Origin of the sequence: Desulfuromonas sp. TF, assembly GCF_000472285.1 — a bacterium.
Taxonomy (GTDB): Bacteria; Desulfobacterota; Desulfuromonadia; order Desulfuromonadales; family ATBO01; genus ATBO01.
This window is the reverse complement of the sequence record NZ_KI421412.1, coordinates 82,593-100,615: the sequence shown is the minus strand read 5'-3', so window position 1 is coordinate 100,615 and position 18,023 is coordinate 82,593. Positions and strand designations below refer to the sequence as shown.

19 protein-coding genes and 1 other RNA gene are annotated in these 18,023 nt (G+C 54.7%); 18 read left to right on the top strand and 2 right to left on the bottom strand.

Going from position 1 to position 18,023, the window contains the following annotated elements:
• From DTF_RS0100475 to DTF_RS0100400, 18 genes are all read left to right on the top strand, one after another.
• Positions 1-1,102: Nif3-like dinuclear metal center hexameric protein (locus DTF_RS0100475; protein WP_027713734.1), on the top strand; the 1,102-nt coding region annotated here is incomplete at its 5' end.
• A gap of 62 nt (positions 1,103-1,164) precedes the next feature.
• Positions 1,165-1,875, top strand: a complete 711-nt coding sequence (locus DTF_RS0100470; protein ID WP_027713733.1) for a zinc ribbon domain-containing protein — start codon at positions 1,165-1,167, stop codon at positions 1,873-1,875.
• Between the two features lie 53 nt (positions 1,876-1,928).
• Positions 1,929-2,327: RNase P RNA component class A (gene rnpB / locus DTF_RS25070), an RNA gene on the top strand.
• A 156-nt stretch (positions 2,328-2,483) separates the two neighbouring features.
• Entirely contained in the window at positions 2,484-3,059 is a 576-nt protein-coding gene (locus DTF_RS21120; RefSeq protein ID WP_051360600.1) for a hypothetical protein, read from the top strand.
• A 75-nt stretch (positions 3,060-3,134) separates the two neighbouring features.
• Positions 3,135-4,223, top strand: a complete 1,089-nt coding sequence (locus DTF_RS21115; protein WP_051360598.1) for an LOG family protein — start codon at positions 3,135-3,137, stop codon at positions 4,221-4,223.
• Positions 4,220-5,143 carry an ATP-binding protein gene (locus DTF_RS0100450; protein WP_027713732.1) on the top strand — a complete coding sequence of 308 codons (924 nt, stop codon included), beginning with the start codon at positions 4,220-4,222 and terminating at the stop codon, positions 5,141-5,143. The genes DTF_RS21115 and DTF_RS0100450 overlap by 4 nt, the downstream gene beginning before the upstream one ends.
• A 410-nt stretch (positions 5,144-5,553) precedes the next feature.
• The gene (locus tag DTF_RS0100445; protein ID WP_027713731.1) at positions 5,554-6,183 is read left to right on the top strand and encodes a hypothetical protein; all 630 of its coding nucleotides are present in this window, start codon (positions 5,554-5,556) and stop codon (positions 6,181-6,183) included.
• A gap of 54 nt (positions 6,184-6,237) precedes the next feature.
• The gene (locus tag DTF_RS0100440; protein ID WP_162148570.1) at positions 6,238-7,548 is read left to right on the top strand and encodes an amidohydrolase family protein; all 1,311 of its coding nucleotides are present in this window, start codon (positions 6,238-6,240) and stop codon (positions 7,546-7,548) included.
• Between the two features lie 27 nt (positions 7,549-7,575).
• Positions 7,576-7,743: an addiction module protein gene (locus tag DTF_RS27710; RefSeq protein WP_081702716.1), complete on the top strand. Its 168-nt coding sequence runs from the start codon at positions 7,576-7,578 to the stop codon at positions 7,741-7,743.
• A gap of 355 nt (positions 7,744-8,098) precedes the next feature.
• Positions 8,099-9,064: an ABC-three component system protein gene (locus DTF_RS0100435; RefSeq protein ID WP_027713729.1), complete on the top strand. Its 966-nt coding sequence runs from the start codon at positions 8,099-8,101 to the stop codon at positions 9,062-9,064.
• Positions 9,051-9,278, top strand: a complete 228-nt coding sequence (locus tag DTF_RS0100430) for an ABC-three component system middle component 6 (protein WP_027713728.1) — start codon at positions 9,051-9,053, stop codon at positions 9,276-9,278. Before DTF_RS0100435 ends, DTF_RS0100430 begins: the two co-directional genes overlap by 14 nt.
• Positions 9,269-10,165, top strand: coding sequence for a hypothetical protein (locus DTF_RS21110; protein WP_051360596.1), 897 nt, complete (start codon positions 9,269-9,271; stop codon positions 10,163-10,165). The genes DTF_RS0100430 and DTF_RS21110 overlap by 10 nt, the downstream gene beginning before the upstream one ends.
• A 432-nt stretch (positions 10,166-10,597) precedes the next feature.
• Positions 10,598-11,512 (top strand): radical SAM/SPASM domain-containing protein, encoded by a 915-nt coding sequence (locus tag DTF_RS25885; RefSeq protein ID WP_081702715.1) that lies wholly within the window; start codon positions 10,598-10,600, stop codon positions 11,510-11,512.
• A complete protein-coding gene (locus DTF_RS24945) occupies positions 11,500-12,186 on the top strand; it encodes a DUF92 domain-containing protein (protein ID WP_051360594.1) in 687 nt (228 codons plus the stop codon). The genes DTF_RS25885 and DTF_RS24945 overlap by 13 nt, the downstream gene beginning before the upstream one ends.
• Before the next feature lie 11 nt (positions 12,187-12,197).
• Positions 12,198-13,001 (top strand): DUF5963 family protein, encoded by an 804-nt coding sequence (locus DTF_RS0100415; protein ID WP_027713727.1) that lies wholly within the window; start codon positions 12,198-12,200, stop codon positions 12,999-13,001.
• Between the two features lie 334 nt (positions 13,002-13,335).
• A complete protein-coding gene (locus DTF_RS0100410; RefSeq protein WP_027713726.1) occupies positions 13,336-13,563 on the top strand; it encodes a ribbon-helix-helix protein, CopG family in 228 nt (75 codons plus the stop codon).
• A 1-nt stretch (position 13,564) separates the two neighbouring features.
• Positions 13,565-13,840 carry a type II toxin-antitoxin system RelE/ParE family toxin gene (locus DTF_RS0100405; protein WP_226989093.1) on the top strand — a complete coding sequence of 92 codons (276 nt, stop codon included), beginning with the start codon at positions 13,565-13,567 and terminating at the stop codon, positions 13,838-13,840.
• A 173-nt stretch (positions 13,841-14,013) separates the two neighbouring features.
• Positions 14,014-14,220 (top strand): DUF2892 domain-containing protein, encoded by a 207-nt coding sequence (locus tag DTF_RS0100400; protein WP_035055066.1) that lies wholly within the window; start codon positions 14,014-14,016, stop codon positions 14,218-14,220.
• Between the two features lie 587 nt (positions 14,221-14,807).
• Here the strand turns inward: DTF_RS0100400 and DTF_RS21100 are convergent.
• Together DTF_RS21100 and DTF_RS21095 are read right to left on the bottom strand one after the other, a co-directional pair.
• Positions 14,808-16,271, bottom strand: a complete 1,464-nt coding sequence (locus DTF_RS21100) for a malonyl-CoA decarboxylase (protein ID WP_155890629.1) — start codon at positions 16,269-16,271, stop codon at positions 14,808-14,810.
• 61 nt (positions 16,272-16,332) lie between these two features.
• Positions 16,333-18,023: glycogen/starch/alpha-glucan phosphorylase (locus DTF_RS21095; RefSeq protein WP_081702714.1), on the bottom strand; the 1,691-nt coding region annotated here is incomplete at its 5' end.

Below are 18,023 nucleotides of genomic sequence, written 5' to 3'. Positions count from 1 at the left end.
GGATCTGCTCGGCCTGGTCAACACTCTCTATCCCCCGGTTCTTTCAGAAGAATGGGACAATGCGGGACTCCAGGCCGGAGACCCGAGCGCCGAACTGAAACGAGTGCTTGTCTGCCTCGACCCCTCCGAACAAGCCCTCGATACGGCCCGCGAGACCGGCGCCCAGGCTCTTCTCACGCACCACCCCCTCCTCTTCCGCCCACTCAGGAATCTCACCCCCGTCGACGAGACGGGCCGGATACTTTTTCGCTCTATCCGGGAGGGAGTGGCTGTCCTGTGTGCGCACACCAATCTGGATAAGGCGGCGCCAGGGCTGAACGACTGGCTGGCCGAACGGCTCGGGTTGTCGGACGTTTCACCCCTGTCCGCTCACAGGGGCGGCGATCTGCTCAAGTTGGTCGTCTTCGTTCCGAGGGGATACGAGGAGGTCGTTGCCGATGCCCTGTTCAAGGGCGGGGCCGGCCAGGTGGGGAACTACGACCGCTGCTCCTTTGCCGTAGCCGGGACCGGAACTTTCCGCCCGGGCGAGGGAACCGATCCTTTTCTCGGCCGCCAGGGAGAGACGGAACGGGTGGGCGAAATACGCCTGGAAACCATCCTTCCCCGCGAGGCGCAGACCAGGGTGGTGGAGAAAATGCTGAAGGCGCACCCGTATGAAGAAGTCGCCTATGACCTCATCCCTCTGGCCAATGGACGACCTCTGGTCGGGCTGGGGCGGATCGGCCGACTGGCGCAACCGTCTACCCTGTCCGAGTTCGCCGCGGGGGTGAAGGCCGCCCTCGGCGGCGGTCCTATGCGCTTCGTGGGGGATTCCGCCCGAAAAGTGCTCAAGGTGGCCGTCTGCGGCGGCAGTGGAGCTTCGCTGCTTAATGAGGCGGCACGACGGGGCGCCGACGTCCTTGTTACCGGCGACCTCAAGTACCACGAGGCGCGAAGCGCCGAAAGCCGGGGGATGGCAGTCATTGACGCCGGCCATTTCGCCACCGAACATATCATGATAAAAGGGATGGCGGAGGCTCTTCGACGGGAAGCGGAACGGCGGGGACTGAATATCGAATTCATAGAGATGGAGGGGGAGGAAGATCCGTTCAAGGCGGTCTGAATCCCCCTCCTTTTTTTCGGGTAACACCGGTAGTCAAGCAACGCAGATACGGAGGCAAACAAGTGCAAGAAAAGATGGAGCTGCTCAAGGAGTTGCAGGAGATCGATCAGGAACTGAACAAGGTTGGCCAGAGCAGGAAGGAGCTGGAGACCGAACGATCGGCATTGGATGCCGATATCGAGCGCGTTCAGGGTATGGTCGATAGCCTGAACGCGGACAGCGAAGCTCTCAAGGAACAGCGCCGAGAGTTGACCCAGGCTCTGGTCCTGGAGCAGGAGAATGTCAAAAAAGCCGAGGCGCGGCTCCCGTCGATCAAGACCCAGAAGGAGTATGTGGCGGTTCTCAAGGAAATCGACACCGCAAAGAAGATGAACAAGGACATTGAAGACCAGATCCGGGTCAAGGACGGAGAGATCGAGCTTCTGAACAAGGAGCGGGAAGAAAAGGAGGGGGAACTGGCCTCCCTCAGGGAAAAAGTCGACGCCCGTCAGGGTGAAATCGCCGCTGTTCTTGCCGAATATACTCAGGTACAGGATGAGAAAGGGAGCCAGCGGGACGTCCTGCTCAAGGATTTGCCGGCTCAATTGCGCAAACGCTATCAGCTCCTCTTCGAGCGCCGCGGCGGTATGGCCGTAGTGGAAGCGAGAAACGGCGCCTGTCTCGGCTGCAACATGCATCTTCCCCCCCAGCTGTTTAATAGCCTCTTTCAGACGCAGGAGATTCTGAGCTGCCCCCACTGCAACCGCCTGCTCTTTGTCAATTTCGAAGGATGATCCGAGTCTTTCCCCCCTGGGGGGGATCGAATAGTAAAATGCAGGTGATGGTCGGAGAAGGACAGATGATCGCCGGTTCGCCGAAGCCTTCGGGCAGAAGCGGACGGGAGGAAAGTCCGGGCTCCGCAGGGCAGGATGGTCCCTAACGGGGACCGGGGGTGACCCCAGGGAAAGTGCCACAGAGAGGAGACCGTCTGCCGAAGCCTCGGCGAAGGCAGATAAGGGTGAAAGGGTGAGGTAAGAGCTCACCAGTTCCGGCGGTGACGCCGGAAGCTCGGTAAACCCCATCCGGAGCAAGGCCAAATAGGGGAGCGCTGTAGGACGGCCCGTCCGAAGCTCCCGGGTCAGGCTGCTTGAGGCCGTCGGCAACGGCGGTCCTAGAGGAATGATCATCACTCCGGGGCGGGTAACCGCTCCGGAGAACAGAACCCGGCTTACGGCCTTCTCCGGCCATCATCTCCATTCACGGACGGCACGACCGAATCAGGAAGTGCCGTCCTTTTTTACCGTAGAGCTAAAAAGGCCATTATCCGCAGATTTCGCAGATGAACGCAGATTAGGCTCATCGGGTTTTTATCTGCGGAAATCTGCGCAATCTGCGGAAAAATATGATTCTCACTAAATTGAGTGACCGCAACCAAGAAGACGCCCTGCTTTGGAGACGCATCGTCGCAGGGCTCGAAAAGGAGGTCCTTCGCCTGCCTCCGTCCGAGAGGGCCTGGATCGCCTCCCGGCTGGAGCGGATCGGGCGCCTTCAGGAGGAGCTGCATGCCCTCTTCCTGCAGGGGGGCGGCCCGGAGGCGTGCCGCGATTGCGGCGGAGCCTGTTGCGACCGGGGGAGGCATCATGCGACTCTGGTGAACCTGCTGGGGTTTCTCCTCGCAGGAAGCCAGCCGCCCCTTCCCGACTTCGCCCGCCCCTGTCCCTTCCTCGGGGAGGGCGGCTGCCTGATGGAGCCGTCCCGGCGACCCTTCAACTGCGTCACTTTCATCTGCGACGCCATCGAAGACCGCCTCGACGCCGCAGGCCGCGAGGACTTCTACGCCCGGGAGCGGGAGCTGGGCGCCCTGTATGGGGAGTTCGACGCCCGCTACGCCGGCTCCAGCCTCCGGGGGATCCTGATCCGGGCGTCACGCCTGAAAGACGCGGACCTGCTGGCCCCGGCGGTGGGGGCGGTGGTATAATCAGTATCTGCAGCGAGAGCTGTTTGAATGCCCTTTTAAGGTTTTCGGTTCAATGACCAAGGAGAATTCTGCTGCATGGAATTGCATTTCCCCCGCTCCAACGGCGAACTCGACGAATTGATCGACGACATCCTCCGTCAGGCCGGGGTCCATCACCCCGGCATCATCCGCGAGATGATCATCAGCGCCCTCAAGGCAGGGCAGGAGAGCGATTATCTGGCCGACCTCAAGCTGATGCGCACCACCATGAAGGAGATGCGCTACACCAACAAGATCTTCGGTCCCTACCGCAATCGCAAGAAAGTGACCATCTTCGGCTCGGCCCGTACCATGCCGGAAGAGCCGATCTACCAGAAATGTGTGGTCTTCTCCCGGATGCTGACCGAGCGCGGCTACATGGTGATCACCGGCGGCGGCGGCGGGATCATGCAGGCCGGCAACGAGGGGGCGGGAATCGAAAATTCCTTCGCCGTCAACATCCGGCTTCCCTTCGAGCAGGAAACCAACCCGGTGATGTCGGAGAGCAAGAACGTCATCACCTACAAGTACTTCTTCAACCGCAAGGTGGCTTTCCTCAAGGAGGCCCAGGCCGTGGCCCTCTTCCCCGGAGGCTTCGGCACCCTCGACGAGGCGATGGAAACCCTCACCCTGGTGCAGACGGGGAAGAATCCCCCCATTCCCCTGGTCCTCATCGACGACGAAAACGGCGACTACTGGGAGCGCTGGCTCCATTTCATCAAGGAGACCCTGCTCAAGCGAGGGCTGATCTCCGGCGAGGACTTCAGCCTCTTCACCATCACCCGAGATCCGGTCGAAGCCGTCCAGGTCATCGAAGACTTCTACCGCATCTATCACTCCAGCCGTTTCGTCCGCAACACCCTGGTCATCCGCCTCAATCGCCCCCTGACCCCTGAACAGGTGGATACCCTGGAGAGGGAGTTTCTCGAAATCATCGAGCCCGGCAGCTCCCTGCAGCAGGTCGGTCCCCTGCCGGAGGAGCAGGACCAGCCCGACCTGATCTCCCTGCCCCGACTCACTTTCGAGTTCAACCACCGGAGCTACGGTCTGCTCAAGGCCTTCATCCGCCGCCTGAATTCGTTCGCCGACGAGATGCCGGAACCGGAAGTCTCCGGGTGCTCCCTCGCTGCAAAGGAGAAATCATGACTCTCGACGCCGATCTGATCGAACAACTCCGGCGGGTGCTGGCCTCTGCCGAGCAAATCCTGCCGAAGGCGGTCTCCGAAATCGACTGGCGAGGCTGCCACGCCGCCAGCTGGCGTCGCCATTCCCTGACCGGCTACCTGGAGCCGACCCGGCAGGCCGACGACATCCGGATCGAGGACCTGCTGGGGATCGACGACCAGAAGAAGGTGGTGGAGGACAACACCCGTCAGTTCCTCAAGGGATTTCCCGCAAACAACATCCTGCTGTGGGGATCGCGCGGCACCGGCAAGTCCTCGCTGATCCGGGCTCTGCTCAACACCTACGCCACGGAGGGGCTCCGCATCGTGCAGGTGGACAAGGATGACCTCCCCAGCCTCCCCGACATTTTCTCCCGAATCGAAAATCAGCCCTACCGCTTCCTCATTTTCTGCGACGACCTCTCCTTCGAGCCGGGGGAAAAGAGCTACAAGGTCCTCAAAAGCGCCCTCGACGGCGCCGTCTACTCAGCCCCGGAGAACGCCCTCATCTACGTCACCTCCAACCGCCGCCACCTGCTCCCCGAATACCACACCGACAATCTCGGCGCCAAGATGGTCAACAACGAGATCCACCACGGGGAGGCCGTGGAGGAGAAGATCTCCCTCTCCGACCGCTTCGGCCTTTGGGTCCCCTTCCACGCCTTCTCCCAGGACCACTATCTCACAGTGGTGCGCCAGTGCATTGCCAATCTCTGCCGCGCAAACGGCATCGCCCCTCAATGGGGTAGGGAGCTCGAGCTCGCCGCCATCGCCTGGTCGCACGAAAAGAGCAAGCGCTGCGGCCGCACCGCCTTTCAGTTCGCCAAAAGGTGGGTGGGGAGGAGGATGCTGGAGGAGTCGGCGGAGTCGAGTGCTCGGGATGTGGCGGCGAAGTATTTTTGAAATCTCAAAAACCAACTCACGCTACGCCGCAACGTGGCGTCGCGCCATTGCGTGAGATGTCCAGTTTTTTAAAAAGATGTTCTATCCTTTTGAGTTAAAACTTGACAACTCTGCGCAGAATAGCCTAAAAACAAACTTATTGATTTTTTTGAAGTTTGGTTTCCCTCGTCGAATATTGAATGGCCGTTGATCGGCTGGAGTGTTTGGAGGGTTGGTTTGGGTAGAAGAGTGTTTTAAGAGCCGCTTTTGTCAGCAGGGTGCTGATGGAAGCGGTTTTTGTGTTTTGGAGGTTGTTGTTAACTTGCATACGGTTCAACTTTAGGGGAATGAGCATGACTTGATACCGCCGGAACTATTCTAAACAAGACATTTCGGCGGTTTTTTGTGCCCAAGTCCTGGAGGGAGATTAAATGAATAATAAACAAACCCTTACCGTTATTGTTAGCGCCTTGGTGATCACCGCCGGGATGAAATGGGCTCCTGTACTTCTCAAGTTCAAGGAACAGGCCTTCACTGAGGTCCTAACATGGCTCGGTTGTCTGGCAGGGATCGCCTTGATCATGGAGCGGGCGATCGAGGTGTTTCTATCTGCTTGGCGCGGAGGGGATGCAGATCTACAGGATCTGCAAATTGAAAAAGTCAAAGAGGAGCTCCGGAAACTGACCGGACTTGAACCGGCAGCGAGTCCCGAAGAGGCACGCAGGCGAGAAACGCGTTCTGAAAATCTGCAGATCGAGTTGAAAAATCTGACCGAAACGAGGACCCGGTACCGGATCCGGTCGCGGAACATCGCTCACATGGTCAGTCTGGTCATGGGGATGACGATTGCCGCCCTTGGGTTGGGCGTGTTGCAGAACATCATCGATCCCCGGTCAATAGAGGAAATTGCTTCAACCAGACAGGGGTTTTTCCTGAAGGCGACCGACATCCTGCTCACCGGCAGCGTTCTGGCAGGCGGCAGCGAGGCGATCAATAAGCTTACGAAAGTCTATACGACCTACATGAACGCCACGGCGCAGAAGGTCGGAGGGCAGACCTGATTCGAATGCGGTAAAAGGATACGTTTAAATAATTCAACGCATATGGAGGATGAGATGCCGATTGTGCTCGATACGTTCGTCGACACCCACTGTCACATGTTTACCGCAGCGGATGTGCCGATCCACGCCACCATCAAGCGTAGCATCAAGCATCCGCTGGCGGTACTATTCGGCGGGGTAGCGGCCCGTGCCGGTTTCGCCAATTTTGAGCGTTTCCTGATGTATTTTGATTCCGAGTCGATCGAAAATGTGCGCCAGGTGGTCAATGAAATGGAAATCGCCTTGAGCCACACCGGCCTCGCACACTTTCAGATCGATGCCCGGGAAAAGATCCTGACTCCCTTGGTGATGGATTTTGATACCAACGGCAATGTGTGTAAATTCGAGGGGCAGTTGCGGCGCTTGGTCGAGGCGGCCAAGGCGCACCGATTGGAGGGCTCGGGCAGCAAGGTCAAGGTGCTGCCCTTTGTCGGACTCGACCCGCGCAAGTTGGTCTACCAGGGTGGAACAGCGGGCCCCCTGCTGAGTGTGGCAGAGATAAAGACGCGGGTTGAAGGATTCCTGCGTGACCACGAGGTGGTCGATTCCGTCACGCGCCGCGACAGGGACAGCCTCGTCTCCGGCGATGTCATCGGAGTCAAGCTGTATCCGCCTCTCGGCTTCCAGGTCCATCCCGAGGATGTCAGTGAAAGGGCGGCCTATCTGGCCGTCTATGAAAAGCTTGCCGAGCTCGAGGTACCGATCACGGTCCATTGCCAGCAGGCCTCCTACAATCTGAGCGGCAGCGCCAAGGATGAATTCACCACCCCCGAAAACTGGGCCAAGGTGCTTCGGGCCAGTCCGACGCTGGCCAACTTGCGGATCAATTTCGGACATTTCGGCGGCGAGCAGGGGGCGGCCTATGCGATCCGATGGGATGATCCGGTTCCGGATGACCCGTGGGGAACCCCGTCCGCCGCCGGTCCATCTCACCATGGTTGGACGACCCGGATCATCCAACTCCTGAAGCAGTACGACCATACCTATGCGGATATCTCGGCTTTTGATTACGGGAGCCAGGAGGGTGTTTCTTCACTGCTATGGATTCTCGCTTACGACGAGGCCGGGGAGTTTGACGAGTCGGGCGGGAGGAACCACAAGCTGAAAGAGAAGTTGATGTGGGGGTCGGACTACCCGATGTTTTTGGAGAAGAAATTCAACGACTATCCGACCTATTTTGGCGGGTTCGTGAAAAATATCATTCACAGGCACTCGATCCGCGACACTACGAAGTTTCCGATTCCTGACGAAGTTGAGTTGCCCGAGGCGGAAGGGTTGCTTCGGGGGATGACGGGGGAGAATCCCGTGAGGTTTTTGTTTGGGTGAGGTTGGTTAGGGGCAGGGAAAAACTGCTTGCCAAGGTCCCTTTGGGAGGATCTATGCCAGCATGCCGGGAAGGTCCAATCGCCGGAATGGCATGGCGCCACACTTGAGCAGCGTGAAGAGAACCCTCGGGTGGGAGAAGCGGAATTCAGCGATTGGGATGCGGCCAAGAAACGCATCCGGAAAGAATGCGAGTGAAAAACTGGTTTTCCAAGACCGACCTCTGTCATCCGACTCTCGCTATTTAAGAGATTCTGTCCTCCGTCCTCAGTCATCTGTCATCGCATTTAAGAAGCCCGTCGCTTTAAAAACCCCTCGCATTAAAATAGGGGTTGACAACCCCGCCCCATATCGCCTAAAGATAAACTCATTGATTTTTTTGCAGTTTAGTTCCCTCGTCGAATCTGAATGGCCGGTGATCGGCTGGAGTGTTTGGAGGGTTGGTTTGGGTGGAGGAAGTGTTTTTAAGAAGCCGCTTTTGTCAGCAGGGTGCTGATGGGAGTGGCTTTTTTGCTGGGGGAAGTGACAGTGACCCACTGGGTGCCATAGCTCGATGAACAGATCCCACCTTTTCAATTACATCGAAGAGAAGCTTTCTCACCTCGCGAGCAGAATCGAGGTTCGCGGCAAGCTGAACCTCCTAGATCTTCACCTCCACTCCGAGAATTTCTACCTGCATTTCTTCAATGAGTTGTTCGGGTGGCCGCTGGAGAATTTGAATACTATCAAACCGAATGCAGAAGCTATCGATCTGATCGACCACGTGAACAAGATCGTCGTGCAGGTCTCCGCGACAGCTACCAAGGCAAAAGTGGAGTCGGCGCTTGCAAAGGATCTTTCCGCCTACACCGGTTATTCCTTCAAATTCATATCCATCTCCAAGGATGCCTGTTCCCTGCGCACCCAAGCGTTTTTCAATCCCCATAAACTCGTCTTCGATCCTCTTTGCGATATTTTTGATGTCCCTTCCATCCTGAAATATATCACCGCCCTGGACGTGGACGACCAGCGCCGCATTGCCGACTTCATAAGGAAGGAACTGGGAGCGGAAGTCGATGTCCGCAAACTGGAGACGAATCTTGCCGCCGTCATCAAGATCCTGGCGAAACAGGACCTGCGACGGGGCAATTCTGCGGTTGAAACCGTTCCGTTCAAGGTCGACGAGAAGATCGAATTCAACAGCCTTGACGCCTCCCGCGACATCATCGACGACTACCTGGTCCACCATAGTCGGGTCGACAGGATCTACACCGACTTCGATCGGGGGGGCGTCAACAAAAGCCTTTCAGTGCTTGATGCCATACGGGGCTATTACCGGGCACACAAATCACAGCTCGGAGGAGATGCCCTGTTCCGAAAGGTTGTCGATTGCGCGACCGACACCGTCCTGTCCAGCTTGAATCATGAGCCCCTTCCGTGGGAGGAGCTGGAGCTCTGCGTGAATATTTTGGCGGTGGATGCATTTGTTCGCTGCAAGATATTCAAGAACCCGGTAGGATACGCCCATGCTGCTTCCTGACAACATCCACCCGGCACAGAGTATCTACTATAACGGCGCCTTTGTGCTGCAGGCACTCCGCGAGCACTGCGCAATGGATCTGCTGGACCTGTACATGAGCACACAAACGTATCGTCAGATGGCCATGCCGGTATTCGTGCTGTGCCTGGACTGGCTATTTCTGCTGAATCTCGTCAGTCTGAACGATCAGGGGAGGGTTCAATTATGTTCCTGAAGTCCCTGACGATTTCAAGCCACGGCGAGATAATCCGGGAGATCCCATTCCACAACGGCATCAATCTTATCGTCGACGAGACCCCGAACCTCCACGGCACCGAGACTGGGAACAACGTGGGGAAGACCACCGTGCTCATGTTGGTCGACTTCTGCCTCGGGGGAGATGCCAAGCAGATCTACACGGACCCGGAGCACAGGAAACAGGAATACAAGCTGGTGAAGGACTTCCTGTTCGATAACGAAGTGGTCGTTACCCTAGTGCTGAAGGCGGATCTTGCCGAGGAAGATTCGCGGGAATTCCGTATTGACCGGAACTTCCTGCCGAGAAAGCGCAAAATTCAGAAAATAAACGGGGAGAACAAGACCGACGAGGAATTTGAGAAAGAACTGACCGACCTGCTATTCCCCTGCCACTTCGGAAAGAAGCCGACCTTCAGGCAAATCATCTCTCATAATATTCGATACAAGGACCTGAGCATCACCAGTACCCTGAAGACCCTGGATCGCTACACCAGTGATGCCGAATATGAGACCCTCTACCTGTTTTTGCTGGGGTGCGATTTTGCGCACGGGGACACCAAGCAGGAGTTGCTGACTCAGATCCGCCTGGAGGAGAACTTCAAGGCCCGGCTGGAAAGGAACCAGACGAAGTCGACTTACGAGACGGCGCTGGCGATCTTGGAGGTGGAGATCGAGACGTTAAACCGGCGTAGATCGAATTTTAACCTGAACGAAAACTTCGAGGCGGATCTGGATAGGTTGAATCAGGTGAAGTACCAGATCAACCTGGTAAGCTCCGAAATCGGAAGGCTGAACATCCGTCGGGATCTGATCGAGGAAGCAAGAAATGAGCAATTTTCAACATTCAAGGGCCGACCCCTATGATTTTCGTTTTTTACTCTTGACGGCCGGGGGCCTGATAAGGGTTAGGTGGTTGAATACTCATGTGCTCTACGTTTGAGATGTGCAACTTTGGATAGACTTTTTCGGTTTATGGGTTGACAAGGGTTTGATGGCTAATTTACAAGTAAATTAGTTTTTTGTTAAATATTTGATTTTAGCGATGATTGAGCTATATTAAGCGACATATTGCCCTTGTGGGACCTTAATGGATTGGGACAGACTATCAAAACCGCATTGCACCAGTTTTTTGCTGTGAATGCGGTTTTTTGGTTATAGGGTCCGGACTGCTGAGGCGTCTCTGTTCTTTTTGAATTGATGCGAAGTTATTAATAGGTGCTCTTGAGGAGATCTATGATTAATTTTTCATGGAATTCAACGGTAATTCATTGAAGTCCTTTTGTTTGGAGAAAAAAAGTGTGTAGAGTGACCTTTGATTTAAAAAAAGAACTTAAAAGTTCAGATAAATATTATGAGAACAAGAGGACTCTGGGTCCAACTTGGGCTTGCCTTGAAATAACAAGTTACTGCAATTTTGACTGCGATTATTGTGTCCAAGAAAATTCAAATATCAATGATCTTTGTTTTGAAGAATGGTGCATTATAATAGATAAGTTAAAAAGTTTTGGAATTACCCAAATATCAATTATTGGAGGCGAGCCAACTTTAAGCAGTGATCTTTTCGAGATAATTAGATATGCAAAAAAGCAAGGATTTGTAGTAAGCCTTTGTTCTAATGGGTCTTTAGTAGACAATTCTTATGCACAAGCTCTCTCAGCCTCTGGTTTGGATCAGATACAGATTAATATTGATCATATAGATAAAGGTCATCATAAAAATATAAGAAAATCCCCTTCATGCTGTGTTGAACCATTAACAGCGCTGAGAAATTGTAGTGAATATGGGATTGAGACCGTTGTTGCGACGGTTGTGCAGGAGGGAAATTTTAATTGTTTGGAAGAGATTTCTAGCCTAGTTGTGGAAAATAATTTTTCCTCGTACCGATTGTGGAGAGAGGTATCTGGTGCGCCTAGTGCTGAAATGGCCGATTTCATAGTTGCCGCTGAGAGAGTGCATGCCTATCTCAGAGAGCGAGGCCTCGTTTCAGTGAAGTCTACGTGTAATGATCTTCCTGTCAGCTTTTCTGATGAAATAAGTTTTTCTGGATGCCCCGCTGGGTCTGTTTTTATATGTATCTCTAGTTTTGGGGATGTTTTCCCGTGCTCTTTTTGCAGGACCTCTGTTGGAAATATCCTGAAAGAACCTTTGGAGGCTATATTTGGCAATGTTGCTGAGTTGTCAAGGCAAGAAAAGGATCTATGTCTTCTTTAATAATCTTGATGGCGCTATTGTTTTTTGGCTCTTTGTTTTGGGTGGGTTTTGTTACAATTTGGGCCGCGCTAATTTCGTTGCTGCTTGTAGTTTTCCCTTCTGTAGTTATACATAATCATTTAGATTCTTTTGCTATTTTTATTGTTTATGCTCTGATTTTTCTTATGTCCTATTATAAGAAAAAGAAGAAGAAAGAGATATATCTTGGGGTTGGAACCAAAGAGGGAAAGAAGAGGGCTCAAAATATATTCGGTAAAGTTTTTTTACCATCGTTTTTTGCTACTGTTGGATCAAGCCCCCTTGTTGTTGTGTCTTTAGCATATGGACTAGCTGATTCGATTGGCAGTCAACTTGGGGTTCTTTCCACTGAACAGCCTCGGTTAATAACTACTTTCCAAAAGGTGCCAGCCGGAACTAATGGTGCGATATCTTTTTTAGGGACGATGCTTGGTTTTGGGGTCGTCGTTATTTTTGGGACAATTTATTCTTTATATCAGAAGGAGTTCTGGTGGTGGGTTTGGTTGGCCGCTTTTGGGGGTGTGGTAGGTAGCCTTATCGATAGTTTATTGGGAGCGACTATCGAAAGAAAGTTTAATTTGTCTGATTGGTCTATTAATTTTATTTCAGTATTTTTGGTGTCTTTAATGGCTTTTTTGTTTTTTGTCGTTGACTAGGAGCATTTGCCATGAAATTGTTTAAGTTTCTTAAAGAGGGGTGTAAAAAGGTCTATCATTTGTTTGACGGTGCATTTTCTATAGCACTTAATTTTATTACTTTCTTTCTTTTTTTGCTCTCTTTTCTGTTTATTGTCATTTTTATATCTATGGGAGCAACATACATAAGTCTTAGCAGTGGGCAACAACCCATATGGCTCTTTGGTTTTGTAACTAATCAGGTTGTCTTGTTGATGACAAGTATGAAAGGTTTGCCTTCAGATCAATATATGCAGTTTATTAGTAAGACCTATAATATTATTTCTCTTATTCTGACTTTATTGCTTTCTTGTTTTCCCGTGTATGCAATATTCAATATCAAGAAAATTAATACTAAACAGAGGATAATTAAGATACAGAAGTTGCGTGATAATGATCATGAAATCAGTATGATGATGAAGCACTTCAGAAATGCTGATGATATTGTCATATACGCATCAACTTTCGGCCCACTAAGAAATCAACTATTCGCTGATATGCTATACGATAAAGCGATAAATCATAAATTAAAGCTTGTAAGCTCTACTTCGCGAGAAAGGGTGGAAGCTGCAATTGGAGAAGAGGTGGTAGAAATGTTTAGTGATTTCTTCGAATTCGATTCAAATTCAGGAGAAATTCGCTGCTCATATATTAAATATGGAAGCTTAAGGAAGTTTATTTATAAATTCAGCAAGTCTGAATACTTAGATAATAGGGAGTACCTGGCTAGTATTACTGATGATCATCCAAGTGGGGATACAAAGCACCTTTTATGGGCCCTTGATTATCTTTCTTAGTTATCAATGCTTACACACCTGAATCAGTGGGAGCACAGGTCAAGGGGGTCAAGGGGGTCGGTCTTCCAAGATGTCAAGTTGGTGAAGGGCCAATGCGGGAGTTAACGGGAAGGACGGAAGGGACGTAGTGGACTAATCGAACTTCCCCCTTGCGCTGAGCTGAAGAACACACCTCCACCCCAGAAAAAGCGCTCCCCATTCCGCAGAGGGTCTTGAAAAATCAGTTTTCTCGCCGGCATCCCCATTATGTTCCCCACCTTGTGCATGCCTGTGATGCGAATGGTTGACAAGGTGAAGCACAAGTGGCACACTCTCTGACAAAAGGAGATCTGCCATGCCCGCAAAAAACCCGAGAATCAACGTCGTCCTTGAAAAGCCCCTCTACAACGCCCTCCACGACCTTGCCGAAGACGAAGGTGTCTCCATGTCCATGCTGATGCGGGACCTGGTGAAGGAAGCCCTTGAGCTTCGCGAGGATCGGGCGCTGGCCGATCTTGCCACGGAACGGGAGAAGGGTTTCGACCGCCGCAAGGCCTTGAGCCATGAAGAGGTCTGGGGGTAGCGTGCCCTTTTCGATCATCTACCATCCCGAGGTCAAGGGGCGGGATATCCCGAAGCTCAAAGCCGATATCCGGGAACGGATCAGGAAGGCGATCGAAACCCGCCTCATGGTGGCCCCGCATGAATACGGTGAGCCCCTACGGAAGACCCTCAAGGGCTATTGGAAACTCAGAGTCGGGGATTACCGTGTCGTGTTCAAAGTTGACGCCGAAGAAATCCTCATCCTCGGCATCTGTCATCGCAAGGAAGTCTACCCGCTGATGGAAAGACGGCAGTGATTCCATCCATCCCCGCATTCTCTCGACCTTCTTTCCCAATACGAAAAAGCTCTCAAGCTGCTGGAAATCAATACCTTCCTCCCATTCTGCACGCTTTTTTCCCTACTGGGGCTGGTGTTATAATGATGGTGTAAGAAGATCAAAGAGGAGAGATTCCGGAAAGGAGTTCGACCATGATGCACAACGTCTGTTCGAGAACGGAAAAGATCATTCGGACGATCATCGGCGTGGCCCTGTTCGGCCTCTTCTTTCTCGAAGGCGGCTGGGCTTATCTCGGATTTCTCGGAGTCGTGCCTATTCTCACCGCGATTGCCGGCTACTGCCCGATCAGCCACCTGCTGGGGGTCAACACCTGCACGATGAAGGAACACCACGCCTGATCATAGACGCTCCATTTACGAGAATGTGGCGGGCCGGAAGGCCTGCCGTTTTTCGGTCAGGGTGTGGTTCCGTGCCTTCTTATCCTTTTTTGTAGAAATGGAGGCCGTAAACGGGAGAAATCATCGAAGATGTGTTTTTATCTTTTTTTAAAGAGAGCAAGGATGTAAGATTTGAGCCAAATTAGCCCACATCAACCCATCTGCTTGAAGGAGCGTAGAGATGCATGGTGAGGCCCTGATCAATGTTTGTCAGGCGGTCATCCACGGTAACGAGCGGAATGTGAGAAATCGCGTCGATGGCCGGAAAGGCAGAGTGATCGCCTGCATCCAGGCAGGATTCGAGGTGCAGGTAGGAGAGAACAAAGAAAGCTGGAGAATTGAGGATTGTGAGGATCTGGAGTAAGGACCTTCCGGTCTCGGTTTAATGGCAAAAAGCCCCGAGGATTGATTTCCTCGGGGCTTTTTATTCTTGGTTTTGGAGGAAAAACGATGCCCCCACTGCGTGGCGAAAGCCCCCTCCCGCTCCCCCCTCCCCTTGGCTCGTCGGCTTTCTCATCCTTTACGTGGAAACTGCTTTTTTTACGGGTTCAGCCGGCCGAAAAGATCTTTGGAAACCGCCCCTTGCGCCCATTTTCTCTGGAAGGTTCCTTGAGCAGCTCCTTGATCGGAGCCGCAGAGGCGATGCGCCTCTCGGTGGCGTAGCGCTCGTGGTTCTTTTCGATATCCTCCAGCCGGTAGAGATAGTTCACCATCAGACCGCAGGACTGACGCATCCCTTTCTCCGAGGTGTCTCCGAGCCAGTTGAGGCGCTCGATGCGGGCGCCGTTGCCGAGGTGGAAGCGCTCCACCGGATCGAGAGGGGCCCCGTCGGCGCGGACGGCGTGGAAATAGCGGGCGCAGAGCCGCTCGAGAGGCTCGCGCAGCAGAGCAGCCGCCTCTTCGTCGCGCCACCACTCCTTCATCGTCAGGATCTCCTCGAACAGGGGCGGCGTCTGAAGTCGATCGGCGCAGGTCTTTATCGCCGCGCGCATCCCCCCCGTCAATTCGTCTTGACTCTCCCCGTCCAGAACGCCGGCAAGCCACTTGCAGAAGCCGGGGATCGGCGAGAGGGTTGCGAAGGTCTGTATGTTGGGGAACTCGTGGCTCAGGTGGTCGGCGACCCGCTTGATCAGGAAATGCCCGAAGCTGATGCCGAGCAGCCCCTTCTGGGTGTTGGAGATGGAGTAGAAGATTGCCGTGTCCGCCCGCAGCGGGTTCATCTCCGGGATCGACTCATCGAGCAGCGCCTGGATGCTGCCGGATATCCCGGACACCAGGGCCACCTCTACGAAGATCAGGGGTTCGTCAGGCATCCCCGGATGGAAAAAGGCGTAGCAGCGCCGGTCCGATTCCAGCCGGTTGCGCAGGTCCTGCCAGGAGTGGATCTCGTGCACCGCCTCATAGGCGATAAGCTTCTCCAGCAGGGCCGCCGGCGAATCCCAGGTGATATGGCGCAGCTCGAGAAAGCCGACATCGAACCAGGTCGCAAGCAGATTCTGAAGTTCGGTGTCCAGGCTCTTTAGAACCGGATTGCCGTCGATATGGCGCAGCAGGTCGGCACGCAAGTCGACCAGGAATTTTATCCCCTGGGGGAGGGCGTTGAACTGCTTGAGAAGACGCAGGCGGGGGGAGATCAGGATTTCGCGCAGCTTCTCTTCCGCCGCCAGGCATTCTTCCTCGCCGTCCGCCCCGCGCAGCTCCAGAGCCGCCTGCCGGACTTCCTTGCGGTCAACGGCAAAGTCCCGGGCGAGCAGCTCCAGAAAACGTCGCCGTCCTTCGTCGTCGAGGGTTAGATACATCTGGCCGAGGGCGGCGGCCCGTCTTCGGGACGACACCTCGCCGCCACGGGCTTCCAGGCAGGTCCGGATCAGCTTGCGAACCCGCTTTGCATCGTCCTCGGGAAGATGGGGCGCCACCGCCGGAGGCCGTTCGTTATCGCGGGTACCACCGGCGATCCCCTGCCAGGCCTTGAGCAGGTTATCCAGGGTGTCCTTGAAAACCGAGGTATCCATCAACATCCTTTCCCCTTGCCGAAAATTCGCACGGAACTCAGCCCCGAATTCGTGAGACGGTTTAAAACGCCTCTTCAACCGAAAACGCCGGCACCGGTTCCAGACGCCAGATTTCGGAATTGTACTCCTGCATGGTCCGGTCGGTGGAAAAACGGCCGCTGGCCGCTGTGTTGTGGATGCTCATCCGCGTCCATACTTCCTGGTCGCGGAAGGCGTCGGCGGCCCGGCGTTGGGCGGCGACATAACTGGTGAAATCGGCAGCGGTGAACCAGGGATCGTGCGGGCTGGTGATCGAGGCGATGATCGGGTCGAATATTCCCGGCTCCACCTGGTTGAAGTGACCGCAGGTCAGCAGGTGGATCACTCTTTTGAAATCCTCGTCCGCCTCGATGCAGGCCGCCGGATCGTAGCGCCGGCGCGTCTCCTCAACCTCCTCGGCTGTGAGACCGAAGAGGAAGAAGTTCTCCTCCCCCACCTCCTCGCGAATTTCGATGTTGGCGCCGTCGAGGGTGCCCATGGTGACCGCCCCGTTCATCATGAATTTCATGTTGCCGGTTCCCGAGGCCTCCTTGCCGGCGGTAGAGATCTGCTCGGACAGGTCGGTCCCGGGGGCGATGATCTCCATGGCGCTGACACGATAATTGGGCAGAAACACGACCTTGAGCCGGTCGCCGACCGCCGGGTCGGCGTTGATCACCCCGGCGACGTTGTTGATCAGCTTGATGATGGTTTTTGCCATGACGTAGCCGGGAGCGGCCTTCCCGCCGATGAGGACGCAGCGCGGGGTCCAGTCCGCAGTATCCTCTCGCTTGATCCGGTCGTAGAGATGGATCACGTGCAGGATGTTGAGGAGCTGGCGCTTATACTCGTGGATGCGCTTGACTTGCACGTCGAAGAGGGCCGCGGGGTCGAAGCGCACGCCCGTTTCCGCTTCGACCATCTCGGCCAGGCGTTTCTTGTTCTCCAGCTTTACCTCGCGCCAGCGGGCGCGGAAATCCGCATCCCGGGCCAGAGGGGCCAGCTCTGTAAGGCGGCTCAGGTCGGAGGTCCAGCCGTCGCCGATGTTCTCGTTGATCAGGGCGCGCAGTCCCGGGTTGCACCATGCGAGCCAGCGGCGCGGGGTGACTCCGTTGGTCTTGTTGTTGAATTTCTCCGGCCACAGCTCGTAGAAGTCGTGAAAAAGCCCTTCGGTCAGCAGCCGTGAGTGGAGGGCGGCCACGCCGTTGACCGAGAAGCTGCCGACGATGGCCAGGTAGGCCATGCGCACCATCGGGTCGGGACCCTCCTCGATGAGGGACATGCGCCGCTGGCGTTCGATGTCGCCGGGCCAGCGGCGGGCCACCTCGGCGAGGAAGCGGGCGTTGATTTCGTAGATGATCTCCAGAAGTCGCGGGAGCATGTGACGGAAAAGGCGCACCGGCCACTTTTCCAGCGCCTCGGGAAGTAGGGTATGGTTGGTGTAGGCCATGGTCCGTGAGGTGATCTCCCAGGCCTGATCCCAGACCAGCCCATGCTCGTCCATGAGCAGCCGCATCAGCTCGGGGACGGCGCAGCTCGGATGAGTGTCGTTGAGCTGGAAGCAGTTCTCCTCGGCAAAGGTACTGAATTCGTGACCGTCGGTGCCGATCCAGCGGGCGATCACGTCCTGCAGGCTGGCCGAGGCGAGGAAATACTGCTGGCGCAGGCGCAGCTCCTTGCCGCTCTCGCTGATGTCGTTGGGGTAGAGAACCATGGTGATGTTCTCGGCGGCGT